The sequence below is a fragment of the Stenotrophomonas mexicanensis genome, from assembly GCF_032911605.1.
In the GTDB taxonomy this organism is placed as follows: domain Bacteria; phylum Pseudomonadota; class Gammaproteobacteria; order Xanthomonadales; family Xanthomonadaceae; genus Stenotrophomonas; species Stenotrophomonas maltophilia_A.
This window is the reverse complement of the sequence record NZ_JAWJTG010000001.1, coordinates 117,572-134,192: the sequence shown is the minus strand read 5'-3', so window position 1 is coordinate 134,192 and position 16,621 is coordinate 117,572. Positions and strand designations below refer to the sequence as shown.

Here is a 16,621-nt window from a genome sequence, read left to right as displayed (position 1 = left end):
ATCGTGCAGATGACTCACGCTAGCCCTTGGCCGCGCAACGGCGTAGCAAGGGGAGGTGAAAGTGGCATTCCACCTCCTGCGCCCTCACACCATTCACTCCGCAGCAGCGAGAATGGCCTACCGGGCGCGCCCATTGCGCGGCCCGCCCGCCGAATGCAGGAACGCTGAAATGTCCAACACCCCCTTTGGCGAGTCGTCATGTGCAGCCGCAGCCAGCGGCTGCATCGAGGTCCGCGGCGCGCGCGAGCACAACCTCAAGAATGTCGACGTCTCCATCCCGCGCAATGCACTGGTGGTGTTTTCCGGGGTGTCGGGTTCCGGCAAGTCATCGTTGGCCTTCGGTACCGTCTTCGCTGAAGCGCAGCGGCGTTACTTCGAGTCCGTGGCACCCTATGCGCGCCGCCTGATCGACCAGGCGGGCGTGCCGGACGTGGACGCCATTGATGGCCTGCCGCCGGCAGTGGCCCTGCAGCAGCAGCGCGGCGCCAGCAATGCGCGTTCATCGGTGGGCAGCGTGACCACGCTATCCAGCCTGGTGCGCATGATGTACTCGCGTGCCGGTGCGTACCCGGCCAACCAGCCCATGCTGTACGCCGAGGACTTTTCGCCCAATACGCCACAGGGCGCCTGCAGCACCTGCCATGGCCTGGGGCATGTCTACGAAGTAACCGAAGCGCTGATGGTTCCGGACCCGTCGCTGAGCATCCGTGAGCGCGCCATCGCTTCCTGGCCGCCGGCATGGCATGGCCAGAACCTGCGCGACATCCTGGTCACGCTCGGCTACGACATCGACATACCGTGGAAGAAGCTGCCGAAGAAGGACCGGGACTGGATCCTGTTCACCGAGCAGGCCCCCAGCGTGCCGGTCTATGCCGGGTTCACGCCCGCCGAGACCCGCGCCGCACTGAAGCGCAAGCAGGAGCCCAGCTACATGGGCACCTATACCGGCGCGCGCCGCTACGTGCTGCACACCTTTGCCAATACCCAGAGCGCGCTGATGCGCAAGCGCGTGTCGCGCTACATGGAAGGCCGGTTGTGCCCGGCCTGCCACGGAAAGCGCCTGAAGCCGGAGGCGCTCTCGGTCACCTTTGCCGGGGTGGATATCGGTGAGTTCATGCGGCTGCCGCTGGACCAGCTGGCGGCGCTGCTGGAGCCCATCGCACAAGGTGATTTCGGCGCGCACAGCAAGGGCGCTCGCACCAACAGGAGCGCGACACCCCGCGATCGCGCCCGGAGGGCCGCGAGTGGCCAGGCGACCCACGAGGGCGCTCCGGACGTGCGCCTGACCTCGGCCTTGTCCGAAGAGAAGCGCCTGGCAGCACAACGATTGGCAGGCGGAGTCATGGCGCGTGTACGCCAGCTGCGTGACCTGGGCCTGGGCTATCTCTCGCTGGATCGCGCCACGCCAACCCTGTCAGCCGGCGAGCTGCAGCGCCTACGGCTGGCCACGCAGCTCAGCTCGCTGCTGTTTGGCGTGCTGTACGTGCTTGATGAACCCTCTGCCGGCCTGCATCCGGCCGACAGCCAGGCGCTGTACGACGCACTGGAACGGCTGCGCGACGGCGGCAACTCGGTGTTCGTGGTGGAACACGATCTGGAGCTGATGCGCCGCGCGCAGTGGCTGGTGGATGTGGGTCCGCAGGCGGGGGAACACGGCGGGCGCGTTCTCTACAGTGGCGAGCCCGACGGCCTGCGCCAGATCCAGGATTCACGCACGGCCCTGTATCTGTTCGACCAGGTGCCGGCGCCTGCCAGCCAACAGCGTAGCGCCAACCGCTGGCTGGAACTGAAGGGCATCCACCGCCACAACCTGCAGGGCGTGGACGCACAGGTGCCGCTGGGACTGCTGACAGCCGTGACCGGCATTTCCGGCTCCGGCAAGTCCAGCCTGATGGCGCAGGCGCTGCCCGAGCTGTTGCTGCTGCACCTCGGGCATGAGCCTGCCGACGACCGCGCCGATAGCGCGCCCACCGACGGACCGACCGTGATCGAAACGACGCGGGGCACATTGGCAGGCGATATGGACGCGATCCAGCGGGTGGTGCAGGTCGACCAGAAGCCCATCGGCCGCACGCCGCGCTCCAACCTGGCCACCTATACCGGGCTGTTCGATCACGTGCGCAAGCTGTTCGCCGCAACGCCGGCCGCGCGCCGCCGCCGTTTCGATGCCGGCCGCTTCTCGTTCAACGTGGCCAAGGGCCGGTGCGAGACCTGCGAGGGCGAGGGTTTCGTCAGCGTCGAGCTGCTGTTCATGCCCAGCGTCTATGCGCCGTGCCCCACCTGCCACGGTGCGCGTTACAACGACGCCACGCTGAAGGTGCAGTGGAATGACCGCAACATCGCCGAGGTCCTGCAGATGACGGTGGACCAGGCGCATGCGTTCTTCAGCGAGGAAGAGGCCATTTCCCGCCCGTTGCAGTTGCTGCAGGAGATCGGCCTGGGCTACCTGCGGCTGGGCCAGCCAGCCACGGAGCTTTCCGGCGGTGAGGCGCAACGCATCAAGCTGGCCACCGAGCTGCAGCGCAGCCAGCGCGGGCGCACGCTGTACGTATTGGACGAACCCACTACCGGCCTGCATGCATCGGATGCGGACAGGCTGCTGGTGCAGCTGCAGCGGCTGGTGGACGCGGGCAATACCGTGGTGATGATCGAGCACGATATGCGGGCGGTTGCACAGGCGGACTGGGTGATTGACGTAGGCCCCGGAGCTGGCGGGGCAGGGGGCACCATCGTCGCGAAAGGAACGCCGCAACAGGTGGCTCGCGCCAAAGGCAGCAGGACGGCGCCGTTCCTTGCCAGGGAGCTGGCGCTTATGTAGAGCCGAGCCATGCTCGGCTGACGAAGAATCCACGCACGTGGTTCCAGCACTGCACTCATCAACAGATGCGGGCTATGGACAATCAGGGCATCCACTGCAGTGCAGGTTGTACTCAACGGGCTCGGCGGTGATTCCAGACGCATCCTTCAAGGTAATCCGCTCCCTCCAGGTCAACGGGGGAGGGGGAATGACGGGAGGCGGGTAGAGCACGATGGGGTAGAAGCAGGCCCATGTGTAGTTGAGCGGGGAGGGCATCTTGTCCGGCAACGTTTCCGTGGCGGGTTCGCAGGGCCCGCTCGGGCACACGGGGCGCTCCAGCGTCAACTCTATCGGGAACTTCGGAACTCCCTTGTACGCAACCGGAACGGAAAATGGCCTGAAATAATTTTCAGTGCGATCTGCGATGCCGGTAACTTCAAAGGCCTCCGTCAATACGGAAACACCAAGTGCTGAAACCCGCTCGATGGGCATGTAGAACAGGTCGTTCTCAAATCCCGTGTCTTCACCGCCCCGGCCGTGAATGACGCCGAGGGCCGCATTGTTCGAAAAGACCGGCCCACCGCTGTCACCTTCGACGCTGAGAGGACCTGGAGAAAGGTTGCGTGCACGGATGTACCTGCCTATGGCCCCATTATGATTGGACCTTGAATTCATATCCTCAATGGTCCCGCATGCGTAGTGGCCATGAATTCCACTCTTGCAGATCACATCCCCCACATGCGTCGAACTGGAGGGGAGCGTGCTGGTTATTTCGAGCGTCTGCGACGGACCATTGATCAAGGAGATTTCATTTGTCTGCGCGTGGCGCGGGCCCCTGGGCGGCTCTTTATGCCACTGGACATCGTAGTCGCCTACGTTCTGCTCGCTCTGGAAAACGAGAGGCGCGGCAATGCCCTGATAGGTCAGCGTATTGTCACAGTGACCGGCCGTGAGGACGCCAAGCTCACGATCTGCGTCGAAGACGTTGAAGCCAGTAGTGCAACTGAAGGCAGTACCGGTCAACTTATGGCCGCCGGAGATTGCGGTAGTGACAGTAAAGCCTTTCACTTGCTTGATCGCCATGAAATCGACAGCGCCCAGCAATGGCCGGAGTGCGCGTCTAGCGGCCGCTTCGTCCTTCACGTAAAAGGTCACAATGGACCGCTTGATATCAACGCCCGACTCGAACCCAACCTTCTTTGCGAGAAGCTGGGCCTCTGCCTCGGCCTGGGTCGCCAGGAGCATCTCGAGCGATTGAGCGGAAGTGCGGCCGGCAAATACAGGATCCTGCGTGTACTTTGCCAAGGTCTCTGCCGGCTTCTTCGTGAACAGCACTACGATCTTGAATTCTGGCTCATGCTCAACGTACAAGCCACCAAACGTATCCGGCTCAGATGCCTGAATCCTGGCTTCCAGACCTGCCGCAGAGATCGATTTCATCGACCTGTATTTTGCTTCGGCCTCAGATACATTGAACGTTCGCGAGTAGGTGTGTGCCGTGGGGTTGCCAGTTATCGGCTGGCCGTGCAGGGAGAATGCGAACGCACCGAGGGCGGACAATGTCAGGGCACGCATGGATAGCTTCGTGCGCAGACTAATCATGGCTGCTCCTTTGCCTGACGCATCAAGTGAATCGTCATGAGTGGGCCAGTACAGGCATCCGGAATGGACGCAGCAAGACTCGAACGGAGCGATTCACCTCCATGCCCCCCTCCGAATGATGCGGCAATTCCGAATTCCATTATTTCCCCCGATCGTTCATCCTGCACGCCTACGGGAACGCCCCCCTTCATGGCCAGCGAGTAATCGTGAGGCCATGCTGCAAGATATGCCGTGCCACCTGGATCCACGAAGTAGACACAGCCATTGATTGGCCTCAGTACCCCCCTGAGCAGTCCAGTTGCAAGGACCGCACTTTGCGCAGGCGAGAGCGTGACAAGTACCAGTGATCGGGCCTCCCTTGCGCTCGCCGACGGGGTCGCGGATGCGCCGCAGGTGGTCATCAGAAAAAGTAGAGCCGCAAGCGTTGCTGAAGAGCTGCCAGAGACCATGCACATCCCCCACCTCCATGTCACAACCGATTGATGGTCCGCCTGGAAATCAATCGCATTATCAGCAATTAGGTTGCAGCGGACTTGAAGGTATTGACTTTCCCCGCCGTTAACTGTGACCACTTTCACGAACGCGTATTTTCAGCTTACCCGCTCCCTCCCTGTAAAGCAGAGTTATTGTGTGAAGGAGGGGGAGGATTATTGTCGGGGGCCGAGGTTCTGGCATGGCCATTTCCACGCCCTTGCAGCCGGGCCCGGATGAAATTCTGCACCGCCTGAATCCGCACGGGGCGGGCGGCTCTGACCGGGGACGGACACGCGGCGGGGCAGAAACACTCTGATGTGAGACGGGCTCCGGCGCGATGCCGGAGCCCCGGTTACTCACTTTTCCTGCAGGAAGCTCAGCAGATCCTGGTTGACCTTGTCCTTGTGGGTGTCGGTCAGGCCGTGCGGCGCGCCCGGGTAGACGATCAGCCTGGCGTTCTTGATCAGCTTCGCCGACTGGCGGCCGGAGATGTCGATCGGCACGATCTGATCGTCATCACCGTGGATCACCAGCGTCGGCACATCAAACTTCTTCAGGTCGGCGCGGAAGTCGGTGGCCGAGAACGCGGCGATCGAATCGTAGGTGTTCTTGTGGCCACCCTGCATGCCCTGCGCCCACCATGCATCGATCAGGCCCTGCGACACCTTTGCGCCCGGGCGGTTGAAGCCGTAGAACGGGCCGGACGGGATGTCCTTGTACAGCTGCGCGCGGTTGTCCATCTGCGCCTTGCGGATGCCATCGAACACTTCCATCGGCAGGCCATTGGGGTTGTCAGCGGTCTTCAGCATGAGCGGCGGCACCGAGCTGATCAGCACCGCCTTCTTCACCCGGCCGGTGCCATGGCGGCCGATGTAGCGCGCCACTTCGCCGCCGCCCGTGGAGAAGCCCACCAGGGTGACGTCATGCAGGTCGAGCGTGTTGATCACCGTGGCCAGGTCATCGGCGTAGTGATCCATGTCGTTGCCATCCCAAGGCTGGCTGGAACGGCCGTGGCCACGACGGTCATGGGCGATGACGCGGTAGCCGTGGTTGGCCAGAAAGATCATCTGCGATTCCCAGCTGTCCGAGTTCAACGGCCAGCCGTGGCTGAAGGTAACGACCGGGCCGTCCTTCGGGCCCCAGTCCTTGTAGTAGAGCTGCACGCCATCGGCGGTGGTGATGTAGCTGGCTGTGCGCGCGATGCTGGTGACTGCTGCCGGCTTGGCCGGTTCGGCGGCCTGGGCGGACAGGCCGGCCTGGACCGAGAGGGCGAGGGCGGCAACGGCCAGGGTACGGGCAAGGGCGTTCATGCGGGGCGTCTCATGGGTGGGTGGTGAGACGTACTTTGCGATCGAAATCGGGCGTCTGGATGATGACATGTACGAATTTCTTGATAGATCGTCCTGAGCGGATGCACGCACCCGGGAGGTCGCGATGCCGCCCGTTGACAGGGTAGAACGATCGTTCTACCTTGGCGCCGTGAGCACAATCACCACCGATACCCAACAGAAGATCCTGGCCACGGCCGAGGCGCTGATCTACCAGAACGGGATCCACGCCACCGGCATGGACCTGCTGGTGAAGACCTCCGGCGTTGCCCGGAAGAGCATCTACCGTCACTTTGAAAACAAGGACCAGGTGGCCGCTGCGGCATTGAACGCGCGCGACGTGCGCTGGCTGAACTGGTTCCAGCAGGAGTGCAACAAGGCCGACACCGCGGAAGCGCGCATCCTGAGCATGTTCACCGTGCTCAAGGGCTGGTTCCAGTCCGAGGGCTATCGCGGCTGCGCCTTCATCAACACCGCAGGCGAGGTCGGCAATCCCGACGATCCGATTCGCCACATCGCCAAACATCACAAGCAGAAGCTGCTGGATTACACGCTGGAACTCACCACGCAACTGGATATCAAGCAGCCGGAAGCACTGGCGCGGCAGCTGCTGGTTCTCATGGAAGGCGCCATCACCGTTTCACGCGTGATGGGCGACTACGACGCCGCAGACACTGCAAGGGATGTTGCAGCGGTGTTGTTGGAGCAGGCCAGGCGCTGACGCCCGAGCCATCAAAACCCGTCGAAGCACCCCGTTCATCCATTTGATTGGAGGCCCCACCGTGTCCACTGAAGCACCCCGTCCGCCACTTCCCCCGTTCACCCGTGAATCCGCCATCGAGAAAGTGCGCCTTGCCGAGGATGGCTGGAACTCCCGCGATGCCGGCAAAGTCGCGCTGGCCTATTCACTGGACACCGAGTGGCGCAACCGCGCCGAGTTCACCCATGGCCGCGAGGAAGCGCGGCAGTTCCTGGCCCGCAAGTGGAACAAGGAGCTTGAGTACCGGCTGATCAAGGAGCTGTGGGCCTTCACCGACAATCGTATTGCCGTGCGCTACGCCTATGAGTGGCATGACGACTCCGGCAACTGGTTCCGTTCCTATGGAAACGAGAACTGGGAATTCGGCGCCGATGGCCTGATGCAACGCCGCTTTTCGTGCATCAACGACATGCCGATCAAGGAAAGTGACCGCAAGTTCCACTGGCCGCTGGGGCGCCGCCCCGATGATCATCCGGGGCTATCTGATCTGGGTATGTGATTCGCATTGCTTCCCGGAATGCAACATCACGTCCCCCTCCACGGGCCTACCGCGGCAACGGTGTGCTGCCTAGGCTGATCGCACACGGCATATGCCGTGTTCCGGGCCCACCGCTTGCGCAGTGGCCCGTCTTCCCATGAACCCTGCAGCGCTGGCCTGCCAGGCATCCGTGCCCTGGCAACGCCACGCCCTGCGCCGTGGGAAAGCGCCCGGAATCGTTCGCGCCAGCCTTGCATCGCTGCCCGCCCAATGCCCTTCGTGGAGATCCCTCATGTTCAGTCTGGAAAACACCGCTGCGCCCATTGCCCCCGCCCTCGATGAGCTGGTGCCCTCGCGCTACGCCCTCAAGGTGGGCGACGTCGAAGTGCTGGTGATCAGCGATGGCGTCCTGCCGTTGCCCACCCAGATGCTCGGCCACAACGTACCGGCCGCCGACCGTGCCGAATGGTTCGAAGAGATGTACCTGCCGCAGGATGCCTTCGACTGGGCATTGAACGTGATGGTGGTGCACAGCGGTGATCGCACCATCCTCATCGATGCCGGCCTGGGCATGGACCCGGACCTGCAGCTGCCGCGCGCCGGCCAGTTGATCCGCCGCCTCGGTGCCGCCGGTATCAACCTGGGCGAAATCACCGATGTGGTGATCACCCACATGCACATGGACCACGTCGGCGGGCTGCTGGTTGAAGGCGTGAAGGAACAGCTGCGCCCGGACCTGAAGATCCACGTGGCGGCGGCGGAGGTGGAGTTCTGGAAGTCGCCGGACTTCAGCCGCACCAACATGCCGCAGGGGTTCCCCGATGCGCTGCGTGCCACGGCCAAGCACTTCTGGGCCGAGTACAGCAGCTATGTGCACACCTTCCAGGATGAACAGCAGATCGCGCCGGGCGTGACGGCCCGCCGTACCGGTGGGCATACCCCGGGCCACTGCGTGGTGCGCGTGGCGTCTGCCGGGCAGGCCCTGACCTTCGCCGGTGACGCGGTGTTCGCGGTCGGCTTCGACCAGCCGAACTGGCACAACGGCTTCGAGCACGACCCGGAGGAATCCGCGCGCGTACGCATCGCCCTGCTGAAGGAACTGGCAGGCACCGGCGAAATGCTGGTGGCCACGCATCTTCCGTTCCCGTCCGTGGGCCGGGTGTCGCTGGAGGGCGAGACCTTCCGCTGGGTGCCGGTGTTCTGGGACTTCTGATCGGGTCCTGCGGCCGTTGCGCAGGCAGGCGTTCACGATCGGGGCGCATCGGCGCCCCGGTCGAATCCCGCAAGAACGAGGTCGCAATGGATGCCATCCACGCGGGGCGCGGATCTACTGGATGGAGGTGGGTAGTGCCAGCCGCTGCAGCTTGTGCGGGTTGCGCTGCACCAGGATCTGTGTGATCCGTTCGCCATCGGTCTCGAAGGCCATCGCCGCTTCCAGCTCACCATCGAAATAGCGCAGCAGTCCCAGCCGTCCGTTGAGCATGGCCGGCACCATCCGCAATTGCGCGCTGCGCCGCAGGTGCGGGGCATACAGCAGCTGGGCAATGCGTGCGCCCCCGACCATCGGCTTGGGGAAGCTGGTGACGATGCCGCCGCCGTCACCCACCAGCTCGGCCGACTCGGCCATCAGCGCCTTCATCGTGCGGAAATCGCCGCTGGATACGGCCTCGGCGAAACGGCGCAGCAGTTTCTGGTGCACCTCCTGCGGGACGTTGTAGCGCGGGCGCTCCTGCCTGAGCTGCAGGCGTGCGCGATGCACGATCTGCCGGCAGGCGGCTTCTGTCTTGTCCAGGGTGCGCGCGACCACCGCGTAGTCCTGATCGAACACGTCGTGCAGCAGGAAGGCCGCACGCGCATCCGGCGCCAACCGCTCCAGCACGCTGAGGAAGGCGACCGACAGATCGCTGGCGGTTTCCAGCACATATTCAGGCGTGCTGGTGTCATCGGTCAGCAGCGGCTCGGGCAACCACATGCCGACATAGTGTTCGCGCGTATGCCGTGCCAGGCGCAGGCCATCAATGGCGCGACGGGTGGTGGTGGCCACCAGCCAGGCTTCGGGATTCTCGATCTGTGACGGGTCGGCGCCATGCCAGCGCAGCCAGACATCCTGCACCACGTCCTCGGCTTCGTGCGAAGACCCAAGCATGCGGTAGGCCACGCCGAACAGGCGCGGGCGGAGGCGGGAGAACAGCGCAGTGGAATCGTCCATGCCAGCGTAGACGGGACAGGTCCCCGGATTGTGACACCCGGGGACCTGTCCTTGGTGCCAGCGCCGGACGTGCGATCAGTGCGGCGGCAAAACCGCCGGCTTGCCGATGTCCTTGATCAGGAATACCACGAACTTCGCCGGCTCGGTAGCGCTGGCGTTACGACCCACGGTGTGCAGATCGGCCGGACCTTCATGGAAGGCCTCGCCCGGGCCGAGGGTGACCTCCTTTCCGCCGGCCACGCCCATCACGATTCGTCCCTCCAGGACGTAGACGAAACCATGGGCATCGTGACGGTGCACCGGATCGGCGCCACCCGGCGGGTATTCCACGGTAAGGATCAGCGCTTCCTTGCCGGGCTGCTCCGGCAGGGCGCGGGTCATCACCTCACGTACCAGGGGCTCGGGCGCAGCAGGGGGCGGGGTGGCGGCAGCGCTGCACAGTGGCAGCAGCGCAAGCAGGGCCAGAACAGAACGACGCATGGCAGGTCTCCAGTGCGGTAGGGAAGGGCCGCTGCCTGGGGCAGCGGCGGATCGATCAGGCCAGGCCGGCCTTGTCCAGGCCAAAGGCCGCGTCCAGGATGCCGGGCGTAGTACGGAAGGCGACGTTGGCGCGGTTCCACGCGTTGATCGCCATCACCGCGTGGGTCAGGTCGACGATCTCCTGCTCGGACAGCTGGCCGCGCACACGCGCGTACAGCTCGTCGGGCACACCCTGCGCCGGCAGCTGGGTCAGCACCTCGGTCCAGGCCAGGCAGGCGCGCTCGCGCGGGCTGAACAGCGTCGATTCACGCCATGCTGCCAGGTGATGCAGGCGCAGCGGGCGCTCGCCGCGCAGGGTGGCCTCCTTCACGTGCATGTCCAGGCAGAAGCCGCAGCCGTTGAGCTGTGATGCACGGATGTTGACCAGATCGATGATGGCCGCTTCGATCGAGGCGGTATGGGCGGCATGCGAGTACAGGCCAAGCTTCTTGAACAGTTCCGGCGATTGTGCGGCGTAATCCAGACGTGCGGTCATGGCGTGTTCCTGTAGCGAGTGAAGGACACAGCGAGGCTAGGCCTGCGCCCGCACTGCCGGTAGGCCGGGGCCGGGCCGCATGCTGTTGCATGAAAAACACCAATGGCCTGTCACAGCGGCCGATGCTCGGCCGTCTGCCGGGCATGGACACCTCAACGCACCTGCGCGCCGCATTCCGCCCTGCCAGCGAACAGGTCTGGCAGACCTTCCTGGCCGCACTGCGTGAATTGCCGCCCGATGCACGTGCGGTGCTGTTGCTGCACGACGTGCTGGGCGCCGGGTTCGAGGACATCGTGCCCCTGCTGGGGCTCGACCTTTCCGCGTGCAGGCAGCGCCTGGCGCTGGCGCGGAACCACCTGCACGCACAGCGTGCCCGCCTGGAGCCAGGCCGCCCATGAACACCGCACAGCCCAGCCCGGCCAGCGACGGCCACGATGCGCTCAATGCGTCCTTCTCCACCAGCTACGCCGGCGTGCTGGCCTTCATTGCAGTGGCGGCCGAGGGCAGTTTCGCCCGCGCGGCCGACCGCCTCGGCATCGGCCGTTCGGCCGTCAGCCGCAGCGTGCAGAAGCTGGAAAGCCAGCTGGGCGTGCGGTTGTTCCTGCGCACCACGCGCTCGACCACGCTGACCCGCGAAGGCGAGCTGTTCCTGGAGGGCTGCAACCCGGGCGTGAACTGCATCCTGCAGGCGCTGGAGGAAATGCGCGACCTGCGCGAGGGCCCGCCGCGCGGGCACCTGCGCATCAGTGCCAGCCACGGCTTCGGCCGGCGGGTGATCGCCCCCTTGCTGGCCGCCTTCCGCGCCGAGTACCCGCAGGTCTCGGTAGAACTGCTGTTGGACGAGCAGGCCCCCGACCTGGCGGGTGACCGCATCGACGTAGCGTTTCGCGACGGCCTGCTGGAAGACAGCCAGGTGATCGCCAAGCAGCTGGTGCCGATGCAGCTGGTCGTGTGTGCATCTCCGGCGTACGTACAGGCGCATGGTCTACCGTCGTCGGTGGATGCGCTGTCCACGCATGCCTGCATCGGGCGGCGCCTGCCGGGTGGGCGCATGCAGCCCTGGGAATTCCGGGTCGACGGCACCGATGTGCACCTGCAGCCGCCGGCCGCACTGGTGTTCAACGATGCCGATCTGGCCCTGCAGGCAGTCATCGACGGGTTGGGCATCGCCCAGCTGCCCAGCTATCAGGTGCGTGAAGCGTTGTGGGCGGGCAGGGTGGTGACCTGCCTGGATCGGCATGCGCCGCTCGATCGCGGCCACTACCTGTGCTACCTCAGCCGCCGCCAGCTTCCCAAGCGCGTGCGGGCCTTCATCGACTTCAGCACGCAGCGGGTGCGCGCGCTCGAACTGGATGTGATCTCGCACTGGGAGGCGCGCCAACAGGCCACGCCCATGAAACCAGGCGCACAGCCCGCCTGGGCCTGAGCGTATTGGTGCGTAATGGGCAACAGTCCGCGCCCCAGCGCGGACCTACTGCCTCGCGCCCACGCTGCCTACGCTTCCTGCATGCCCGGCCACAGCCGGTCGCCCCTTCTACATTCCAGGAGACACGTCATGAGATTCCTCGTCATCGGTGGTACCGGCCGCATCGGCAGCAAGGTGGTGGAGCGCCTGCGCACCGCCGGGCATGACATCGTGGTGGCAGCGCCCTCCACCGGCGTGGATGTGCTGACCGGCGAAGGCCTGGACGCCGCCATGGAAGGCGTCGACGTGGTGGTGGACCTCGCCAACTCGCCCTCGTTCGAAGACGCGGCAGTGCTTTCGTTCTTCGTGACCGCTGGCCACAACATCCTCACCGCCGCCGCCCGTGCCGGCGTACGCCACCACGTTGCGCTTTCCGTCGTAGGCACCGACAAGCTTGCGGCCAGCGGCTACTTCCGCGGCAAGATCGCCCAGGAGCGCCTGATCCGCGATTCGGGCCTGCCGTACACCATCATCCATTCCACGCAGTTCTTCGAGTTCCTGCCGGGCATCATCCAGTCCGCCGGCAATGGGGCGACCCTGCGGTTGCCGGCCGCCGACGTTCAGCCGATTGCCGCCGAGGATGTAGCCGAGGCGGTGGCACGCATCGCGCAGCAGCCGCCCCGCAATGGCGTCGTGGAAATTGCAGGCCCCCAGCGCGCCGCGATGGCGGATCTGGCCAGGCAGTATCTGCAGCGGACCGGCGACCCGCGGCAGGTCGTGGCAGACGCCGAGGCCCTGTACTTCGGTGCGCCGCTGCAGATCGATACGCTGGTGCCGGTGGGGCAGGCGTGGCTGGGGCAGGTCAGCTTCGACGCCTGGCTGCAGCAGTCTGGCCTGTTGCAGCGGCAGCCCGCCTGAGCGGCCATCGATCGCCTGCCAATGACCGAGCTGAAGCCACCTTCGCCCGCCATGCTGGACCGCTACCAGGGCGACGACGTGCAGCCGCTGTACACCGGCCGCGTGCGGGTGAGCGGCGGCCAGGCCCAGCACGGGCGCGCGTCCGGCGTGGTGCGATCGGACGACGGTGCACTGGCGGTGGACCTGCGCCTGCCGCCGGAACTCGGTGGGCCTGGCGGCGGATCGAATCCCGAGCAGCTATTGGCCGCAAGCTACGCCGGTTGCTTCCACGGCGCCATGGTACTGGTGGCCGCGCGTGCCGGCCTGCTGCTGCACAACCCCAGCGTCGAAGTGGCGGTCACCTTCGCCCGTGATCCGGCAGATGGGCTGTACCTGCTGTCGGCCGAGATCGTGGTCCATCTTCCCGGCATGGATGCGAACCTGGCCGGCGAACTGGTGCGCAACACCGAACGCGTCTGCCCGTACGCCAAGATGTTCCATCGTGGCATCCGCCATGTGGTGCGTGTCCGGGTGGCCGCAGAACGTGGCGCAGCTCAGGCCTGCAGCGACGCGGGTGGCGCATGTCCCAGCACGTGATCGCATTCGACCAGGCGCGCGTTGCTGACAGCCTGCCGCTCGCCACAGCCCGCGCAGGCAAGGAGCGTCCCGCCAGGCATGCTTTCCAGTTGAGGCACCTTCAGATGGGTGATGTGCCGGCACCGGTTGCATCGAATGCTGATCGCATTCACATATTCCAGATGGCCCTGCTCGTCGCGGGCAGCGTCGAGGTCGAGAACGTAGAAGAAGCCTGTATCGGGCATTGCGGCATACCTGGAGATTTCGCGCATGGTGCACTGCGCATCGCCTCCATCTTGTGATGACGGCCCATATTCAGCGTCATGCGAAACTGAACTGTTGTGTATTTCTTCGACACCTCACATTGACACACGCCCCTTGCTGCTAGGGTCGTGTCTCATCAAGGAGGTGCACAATGCCCATCAGGGCGGTGGTATATGCAAGCGGTGCCGGCAAGGGCATCGCGGGCGACAGGCTGGGCTTGTCCAGCGGCAAGCTGGACTGGATCGTGGACGACGCAGCCCGCTTCAATCGCAATGCCGGGGTTACCGGCGTGCTCCTGTTCGATGGCGAGCGCTTCCTGCAGTATCTGGAGGGGCCGGAGGACGGACTGTCGGTAGCGTACTCACGTGTGCTGGGCGCCAGCAGCCACAATGGCATCGTTGAGCTGCAACGGGGCAGGGTGGGACAACGCCGCTTGCCTTTCTGGCCGATGAAGTGGCTGCCTGTTGAGCCGCAGGAACTGCGGCGGCTGGCACACGCCGACTGGACCCGCTTCAATCAGCGAGGCGACGCGGGCAATGCCAACGCAACCGCCATGGATCGCCTGGTGGGGCTTGTAGAGCCTTACGCCATCGCTGCTTGAGGCGCGCCTTCGCTGCTCCTGCTCGAACGTACGGGAGTGCAGCTCAGAACTGGCTCTTGATTGCAGCAATCAGCTGCGTGAAGCGATAGGGCTTGGAAAGGAACTGGACGTTGTCCGGCAACACAGGCAACTGCGAGCGGCTGTAGCCCGATGCCAGCAGGATGCGGGCGTCGGGCTGGACGGCGGCGGCTTCCGAGGCCACATCCAGGCCAGACACGCCTTCCGGCATGCTGTAATCAGTCACGACAATAGAGAACCGAGCGCTGCCGCGCAGGCATTGGATCGCTTCAACGCCATTGCGGGCGGTGGTCACCGCGAAGCCCTGGGCGGCAAGTGCATCCACAACGATCTCGCGAAGATCATCCTCGTCGTCGACAAATAGTACTGAAAGAGGCATTGGCTACTCGGCGACAGGGTAGTAGAGGGCGACAGAGGTTCCTGAGCCAGGCGTGCTGTCTACGCGGATGAAACCGCCCGATTGGCTGGTGAAGCCGAAGACCTGGCTGAGTCCCAACCCGCTTCCGCGTCCGACGGTTTTCGTGGTGAAAAAAGGCTCGAATATTCGTGCCTGATCGTCCGGCGCAATCCCTTCGCCGTTGTCTGCCACGGTTATGCAGAGGAACCTGCCCGGTTCCTGGTGTGGGTCATCAGGATGACGTTCTGTCTGTAAACGCACTGTAATCTTGATGCATCCGCCGCTTGGCATTGCGTCACGGCTATTGCACACCAGATTGAGGATGGCGGAGTCCAGCTGGCCACGGTCGAGGTTGACGGACGGAAGATCGCCCGCAACGTCGAGCTCGACTGCAACCGCATCGCCGGCGGAACGTTGCAGCATGTCGTGCATGTCACGTATCGCCTTGCCGGTATCGAAACGTTCCGGTGCCAGTTCATGGCCACGCCCAAACGTCAGCAACTGCCGAGTCAGCAGGGCGCCACGTTCTACCGACCTCAGGGCCGTGCGGATGTACTTGTCAGACACCTCGCCATGAGGCTGCGCGGAGATCAGATCCAGGCAGTTGGTGACGACGCTGAGCAGGTTGTTGAAGTCATGGGCAAGGCCCAGTGTCAGCTTGCCGATGGCCTCCATCTTCTGCGCCTGCAACAGCTCATGTTGTGCACTTCTCAGCTGCTCCTGGGCAAGGTAGCGCTCGGTTACATCCCGCGTGATCTTCGCGAAGCCGACGAGTACGCCATCCACCCTTACCGGGTCGATGACTACGCTGGCATGAAAGCGTGAGCCGTCCTTTCGAAGCCGCCAGCCTTCGCCCGCGTAGCGGCCTTCATTCGCGGCGATGGCCAGGTTGCGTGCGGGAACGTCGGTCGCAATATCTTCGGGCGTATAGAACCTGGCGTAGTTGGTGCCGACCACCTCATCCTTTCGATAGCCCTTGATGCGCTCTCCGCCGGGGTTCCAGGTGCGGATGACCCCGCGAGGGTCGAGCATGTAGATCGCGTAATCAGTGACGGAATTGACCAGAAGTCCAAATTGCTGCGACTCGTCGCCCAGATCGCCCGTGGGATGTGGAGTCATGGAGCGCCTTCCTTCGGGCCGATCAAGCTATGCTTCTGTTTGTTAGCTGTTTGTGAAAGTGAAGGTGGGCCTCCCATGTCGACGGATGGTCATTCAAGCCGCCTGCCACGCACCAGGGCGGCAGCGGCGGTCAGCCCCGCAGCGTCGACATGCCGTCGCACCGCATTGAAGACATTCACGGCATGGCGGACTTCATCAGCCGGTTCCCGTGGGTGGACACTACGCGCCTGGGCCGGCTGGGCATCTGTGGCGGTGGCGGCTATTCGCCGGCGACCGCGCAGACAGGCTTCAAGGCCGCCACGATCAGCATCGTTCAGCTCCGGTCGCGTGCACCGCAATGGCTATGCCGACTCGCAGCTGGATACTCTCCAGCAGCGGCTGCAGCAGGCTTCACAGGCCCGTGCGCAGGAATCCGCCGGCGGCGAAGTGTTGTACTCCGGCGGTGCCAACCTCAGCGACGAGCAGATCGCCAAGCTTCCGTTCGACCTGTATCGGCAGGGCTATGAGTACTGGATGAGAATCTGGGCGCGGTGGATTTGGTGTTGGATGGAGCCGAACTGGCACGCATCAGTGAGCGGGTGGCGAAGATCAGTGTCAGTGGCGCACGTTTGCCAGAGGCGGCGTTGAAGATGACCTGCCAGTAGGCTCGGCCGACGATGCCGGCACACCCTGGACAGGCTT

Annotated in this window: 17 protein-coding genes; 10 read left to right on the top strand and 7 right to left on the bottom strand. The window is 64.4% G+C overall.

Annotation, left to right across the window (positions count from 1 at the left end):
- Positions 1–169 precede the first annotated feature (169 nt).
- A complete protein-coding gene (locus tag R1L06_RS00650; RefSeq protein WP_317216613.1) occupies positions 170–2,818 on the top strand; it encodes an excinuclease ABC subunit UvrA in 2,649 nt (882 codons plus the stop codon).
- Between the two features lie 72 nt (positions 2,819–2,890).
- Here the strand turns inward: R1L06_RS00650 and R1L06_RS00645 are convergent, their stop codons facing one another.
- Positions 2,891–4,399, bottom strand: coding sequence for a S1 family peptidase (locus R1L06_RS00645; RefSeq protein WP_317216612.1), 1,509 nt, complete (start codon positions 4,397–4,399; stop codon positions 2,891–2,893).
- Positions 4,400–5,229: 830 nt separating this feature from the next.
- Positions 5,230–6,183 (bottom strand): alpha/beta fold hydrolase, encoded by a 954-nt coding sequence (locus R1L06_RS00640; protein WP_317216611.1) that lies wholly within the window; start codon positions 6,181–6,183, stop codon positions 5,230–5,232.
- 124 nt (positions 6,184–6,307) lie between these two features.
- On the opposite strand from R1L06_RS00640, the gene R1L06_RS00635 reads away from it, so the two are divergent.
- From R1L06_RS00635 to R1L06_RS00625, 3 genes are all read left to right on the top strand, one after another.
- Complete coding sequence (locus R1L06_RS00635; RefSeq protein WP_373695410.1) at positions 6,308–6,922, top strand: TetR/AcrR family transcriptional regulator; 615 nt, start codon at positions 6,308–6,310, stop codon at positions 6,920–6,922.
- A 61-nt stretch (positions 6,923–6,983) separates the two neighbouring features.
- The gene (locus R1L06_RS00630) at positions 6,984–7,460 is read left to right on the top strand and encodes a nuclear transport factor 2 family protein (RefSeq protein ID WP_317216610.1); all 477 of its coding nucleotides are present in this window, start codon (positions 6,984–6,986) and stop codon (positions 7,458–7,460) included.
- 271 nt (positions 7,461–7,731) lie between these two features.
- Entirely contained in the window at positions 7,732–8,652 is a 921-nt protein-coding gene (locus R1L06_RS00625; protein ID WP_012511063.1) for an MBL fold metallo-hydrolase, read from the top strand.
- A 114-nt stretch (positions 8,653–8,766) separates the two neighbouring features.
- Here R1L06_RS00625 and R1L06_RS00620 read toward each other — a convergent pair whose 3' ends face one another.
- From R1L06_RS00620 to R1L06_RS00610, 3 genes are all read right to left on the bottom strand, one after another.
- The gene (locus tag R1L06_RS00620) at positions 8,767–9,648 is read right to left on the bottom strand and encodes an RNA polymerase sigma-70 factor (RefSeq protein WP_049422314.1); all 882 of its coding nucleotides are present in this window, start codon (positions 9,646–9,648) and stop codon (positions 8,767–8,769) included.
- A 75-nt stretch (positions 9,649–9,723) separates the two neighbouring features.
- Positions 9,724–10,128: a cupin domain-containing protein gene (locus R1L06_RS00615; protein WP_032127296.1), complete on the bottom strand. Its 405-nt coding sequence runs from the start codon at positions 10,126–10,128 to the stop codon at positions 9,724–9,726.
- Between the two features lie 55 nt (positions 10,129–10,183).
- On the bottom strand, positions 10,184–10,663 hold the full coding sequence (locus R1L06_RS00610; RefSeq protein WP_071228236.1) for a carboxymuconolactone decarboxylase family protein: 480 nt from the start codon (positions 10,661–10,663) through the stop codon (positions 10,184–10,186).
- 89 nt (positions 10,664–10,752) lie between these two features.
- On the opposite strand from R1L06_RS00610, the gene R1L06_RS00605 reads away from it, so the two are divergent.
- From R1L06_RS00605 to R1L06_RS00580, 6 genes are all read left to right on the top strand, one after another.
- Entirely contained in the window at positions 10,753–11,061 is a 309-nt protein-coding gene (locus tag R1L06_RS00605; protein ID WP_317216609.1) for a sigma factor-like helix-turn-helix DNA-binding protein, read from the top strand.
- Positions 11,058–12,089, top strand: a complete 1,032-nt coding sequence (locus R1L06_RS00600; RefSeq protein ID WP_293793929.1) for a LysR family transcriptional regulator — start codon at positions 11,058–11,060, stop codon at positions 12,087–12,089. Before R1L06_RS00605 ends, R1L06_RS00600 begins: the two co-directional genes overlap by 4 nt.
- Before the next feature lie 129 nt (positions 12,090–12,218).
- Positions 12,219–12,986, top strand: coding sequence for an SDR family oxidoreductase (locus R1L06_RS00595; protein WP_317216608.1), 768 nt, complete (start codon positions 12,219–12,221; stop codon positions 12,984–12,986).
- A 21-nt stretch (positions 12,987–13,007) separates the two neighbouring features.
- Complete coding sequence (locus tag R1L06_RS00590; protein WP_317216607.1) at positions 13,008–13,562, top strand: OsmC family protein; 555 nt, start codon at positions 13,008–13,010, stop codon at positions 13,560–13,562.
- Positions 13,547–13,843 carry a hypothetical protein gene (locus R1L06_RS00585; RefSeq protein ID WP_317216606.1) on the top strand — a complete coding sequence of 99 codons (297 nt, stop codon included), beginning with the start codon at positions 13,547–13,549 and terminating at the stop codon, positions 13,841–13,843. Before R1L06_RS00590 ends, R1L06_RS00585 begins: the two co-directional genes overlap by 16 nt.
- A 113-nt stretch (positions 13,844–13,956) precedes the next feature.
- Complete coding sequence (locus tag R1L06_RS00580; RefSeq protein ID WP_317216605.1) at positions 13,957–14,406, top strand: BLUF domain-containing protein; 450 nt, start codon at positions 13,957–13,959, stop codon at positions 14,404–14,406.
- Between the two features lie 43 nt (positions 14,407–14,449).
- Here the strand turns inward: R1L06_RS00580 and R1L06_RS00575 are convergent, their stop codons facing one another.
- On the bottom strand, positions 14,450–14,803 hold the full coding sequence (locus tag R1L06_RS00575; RefSeq protein ID WP_087922597.1) for a response regulator: 354 nt from the start codon (positions 14,801–14,803) through the stop codon (positions 14,450–14,452).
- Positions 14,804–14,806: 3 nt separating this feature from the next.
- The gene (locus R1L06_RS00570; RefSeq protein ID WP_317216604.1) at positions 14,807–15,940 is read right to left on the bottom strand and encodes a two-component system sensor histidine kinase NtrB; all 1,134 of its coding nucleotides are present in this window, start codon (positions 15,938–15,940) and stop codon (positions 14,807–14,809) included.
- Between the last annotated feature and the right edge of the window lie 681 nt (positions 15,941–16,621).

Excerpts from the sequence above, each read along its gene's own strand:
- R1L06_RS00625 (WP_012511063.1), top strand. The coding sequence starts at position 7,732 with ATGTTCAGTCTGGAAAACACCGCTGCGCCCATTGCCCCCGCCCTCGAT.
- R1L06_RS00600 (WP_293793929.1), top strand. The coding sequence starts at position 11,058 with ATGAACACCGCACAGCCCAGCCCGGCCAGCGACGGCCACGATGCGCTC.
- R1L06_RS00620 (WP_049422314.1), bottom strand. The coding sequence starts at position 9,648 with ATGGACGATTCCACTGCGCTGTTCTCCCGCCTCCGCCCGCGCCTGTTC.
- R1L06_RS00605 (WP_317216609.1), top strand. The coding sequence starts at position 10,753 with ATGAAAAACACCAATGGCCTGTCACAGCGGCCGATGCTCGGCCGTCTG.
- R1L06_RS00640 (WP_317216611.1), bottom strand. The coding sequence starts at position 6,183 with ATGAACGCCCTTGCCCGTACCCTGGCCGTTGCCGCCCTCGCCCTCTCG.
- R1L06_RS00590 (WP_317216607.1), top strand. The coding sequence starts at position 13,008 with ATGACCGAGCTGAAGCCACCTTCGCCCGCCATGCTGGACCGCTACCAG.
- R1L06_RS00570 (WP_317216604.1), bottom strand. The coding sequence starts at position 15,940 with ATGACTCCACATCCCACGGGCGATCTGGGCGACGAGTCGCAGCAATTT.
- R1L06_RS00635 (WP_373695410.1), top strand. The coding sequence starts at position 6,308 with ATGCCGCCCGTTGACAGGGTAGAACGATCGTTCTACCTTGGCGCCGTG.
- R1L06_RS00585 (WP_317216606.1), top strand. The coding sequence starts at position 13,547 with ATGTCCCAGCACGTGATCGCATTCGACCAGGCGCGCGTTGCTGACAGC.
- R1L06_RS00595 (WP_317216608.1), top strand. The coding sequence starts at position 12,219 with ATGAGATTCCTCGTCATCGGTGGTACCGGCCGCATCGGCAGCAAGGTG.
- R1L06_RS00645 (WP_317216612.1), bottom strand. The coding sequence starts at position 4,399 with ATGATTAGTCTGCGCACGAAGCTATCCATGCGTGCCCTGACATTGTCC.
- R1L06_RS00610 (WP_071228236.1), bottom strand. The coding sequence starts at position 10,663 with ATGACCGCACGTCTGGATTACGCCGCACAATCGCCGGAACTGTTCAAG.
- R1L06_RS00650 (WP_317216613.1), top strand. The coding sequence starts at position 170 with ATGTCCAACACCCCCTTTGGCGAGTCGTCATGTGCAGCCGCAGCCAGC.
- R1L06_RS00575 (WP_087922597.1), bottom strand. The coding sequence starts at position 14,803 with ATGCCTCTTTCAGTACTATTTGTCGACGACGAGGATGATCTTCGCGAG.
- R1L06_RS00615 (WP_032127296.1), bottom strand. The coding sequence starts at position 10,128 with ATGCGTCGTTCTGTTCTGGCCCTGCTTGCGCTGCTGCCACTGTGCAGC.
- R1L06_RS00580 (WP_317216605.1), top strand. The coding sequence starts at position 13,957 with ATGCCCATCAGGGCGGTGGTATATGCAAGCGGTGCCGGCAAGGGCATC.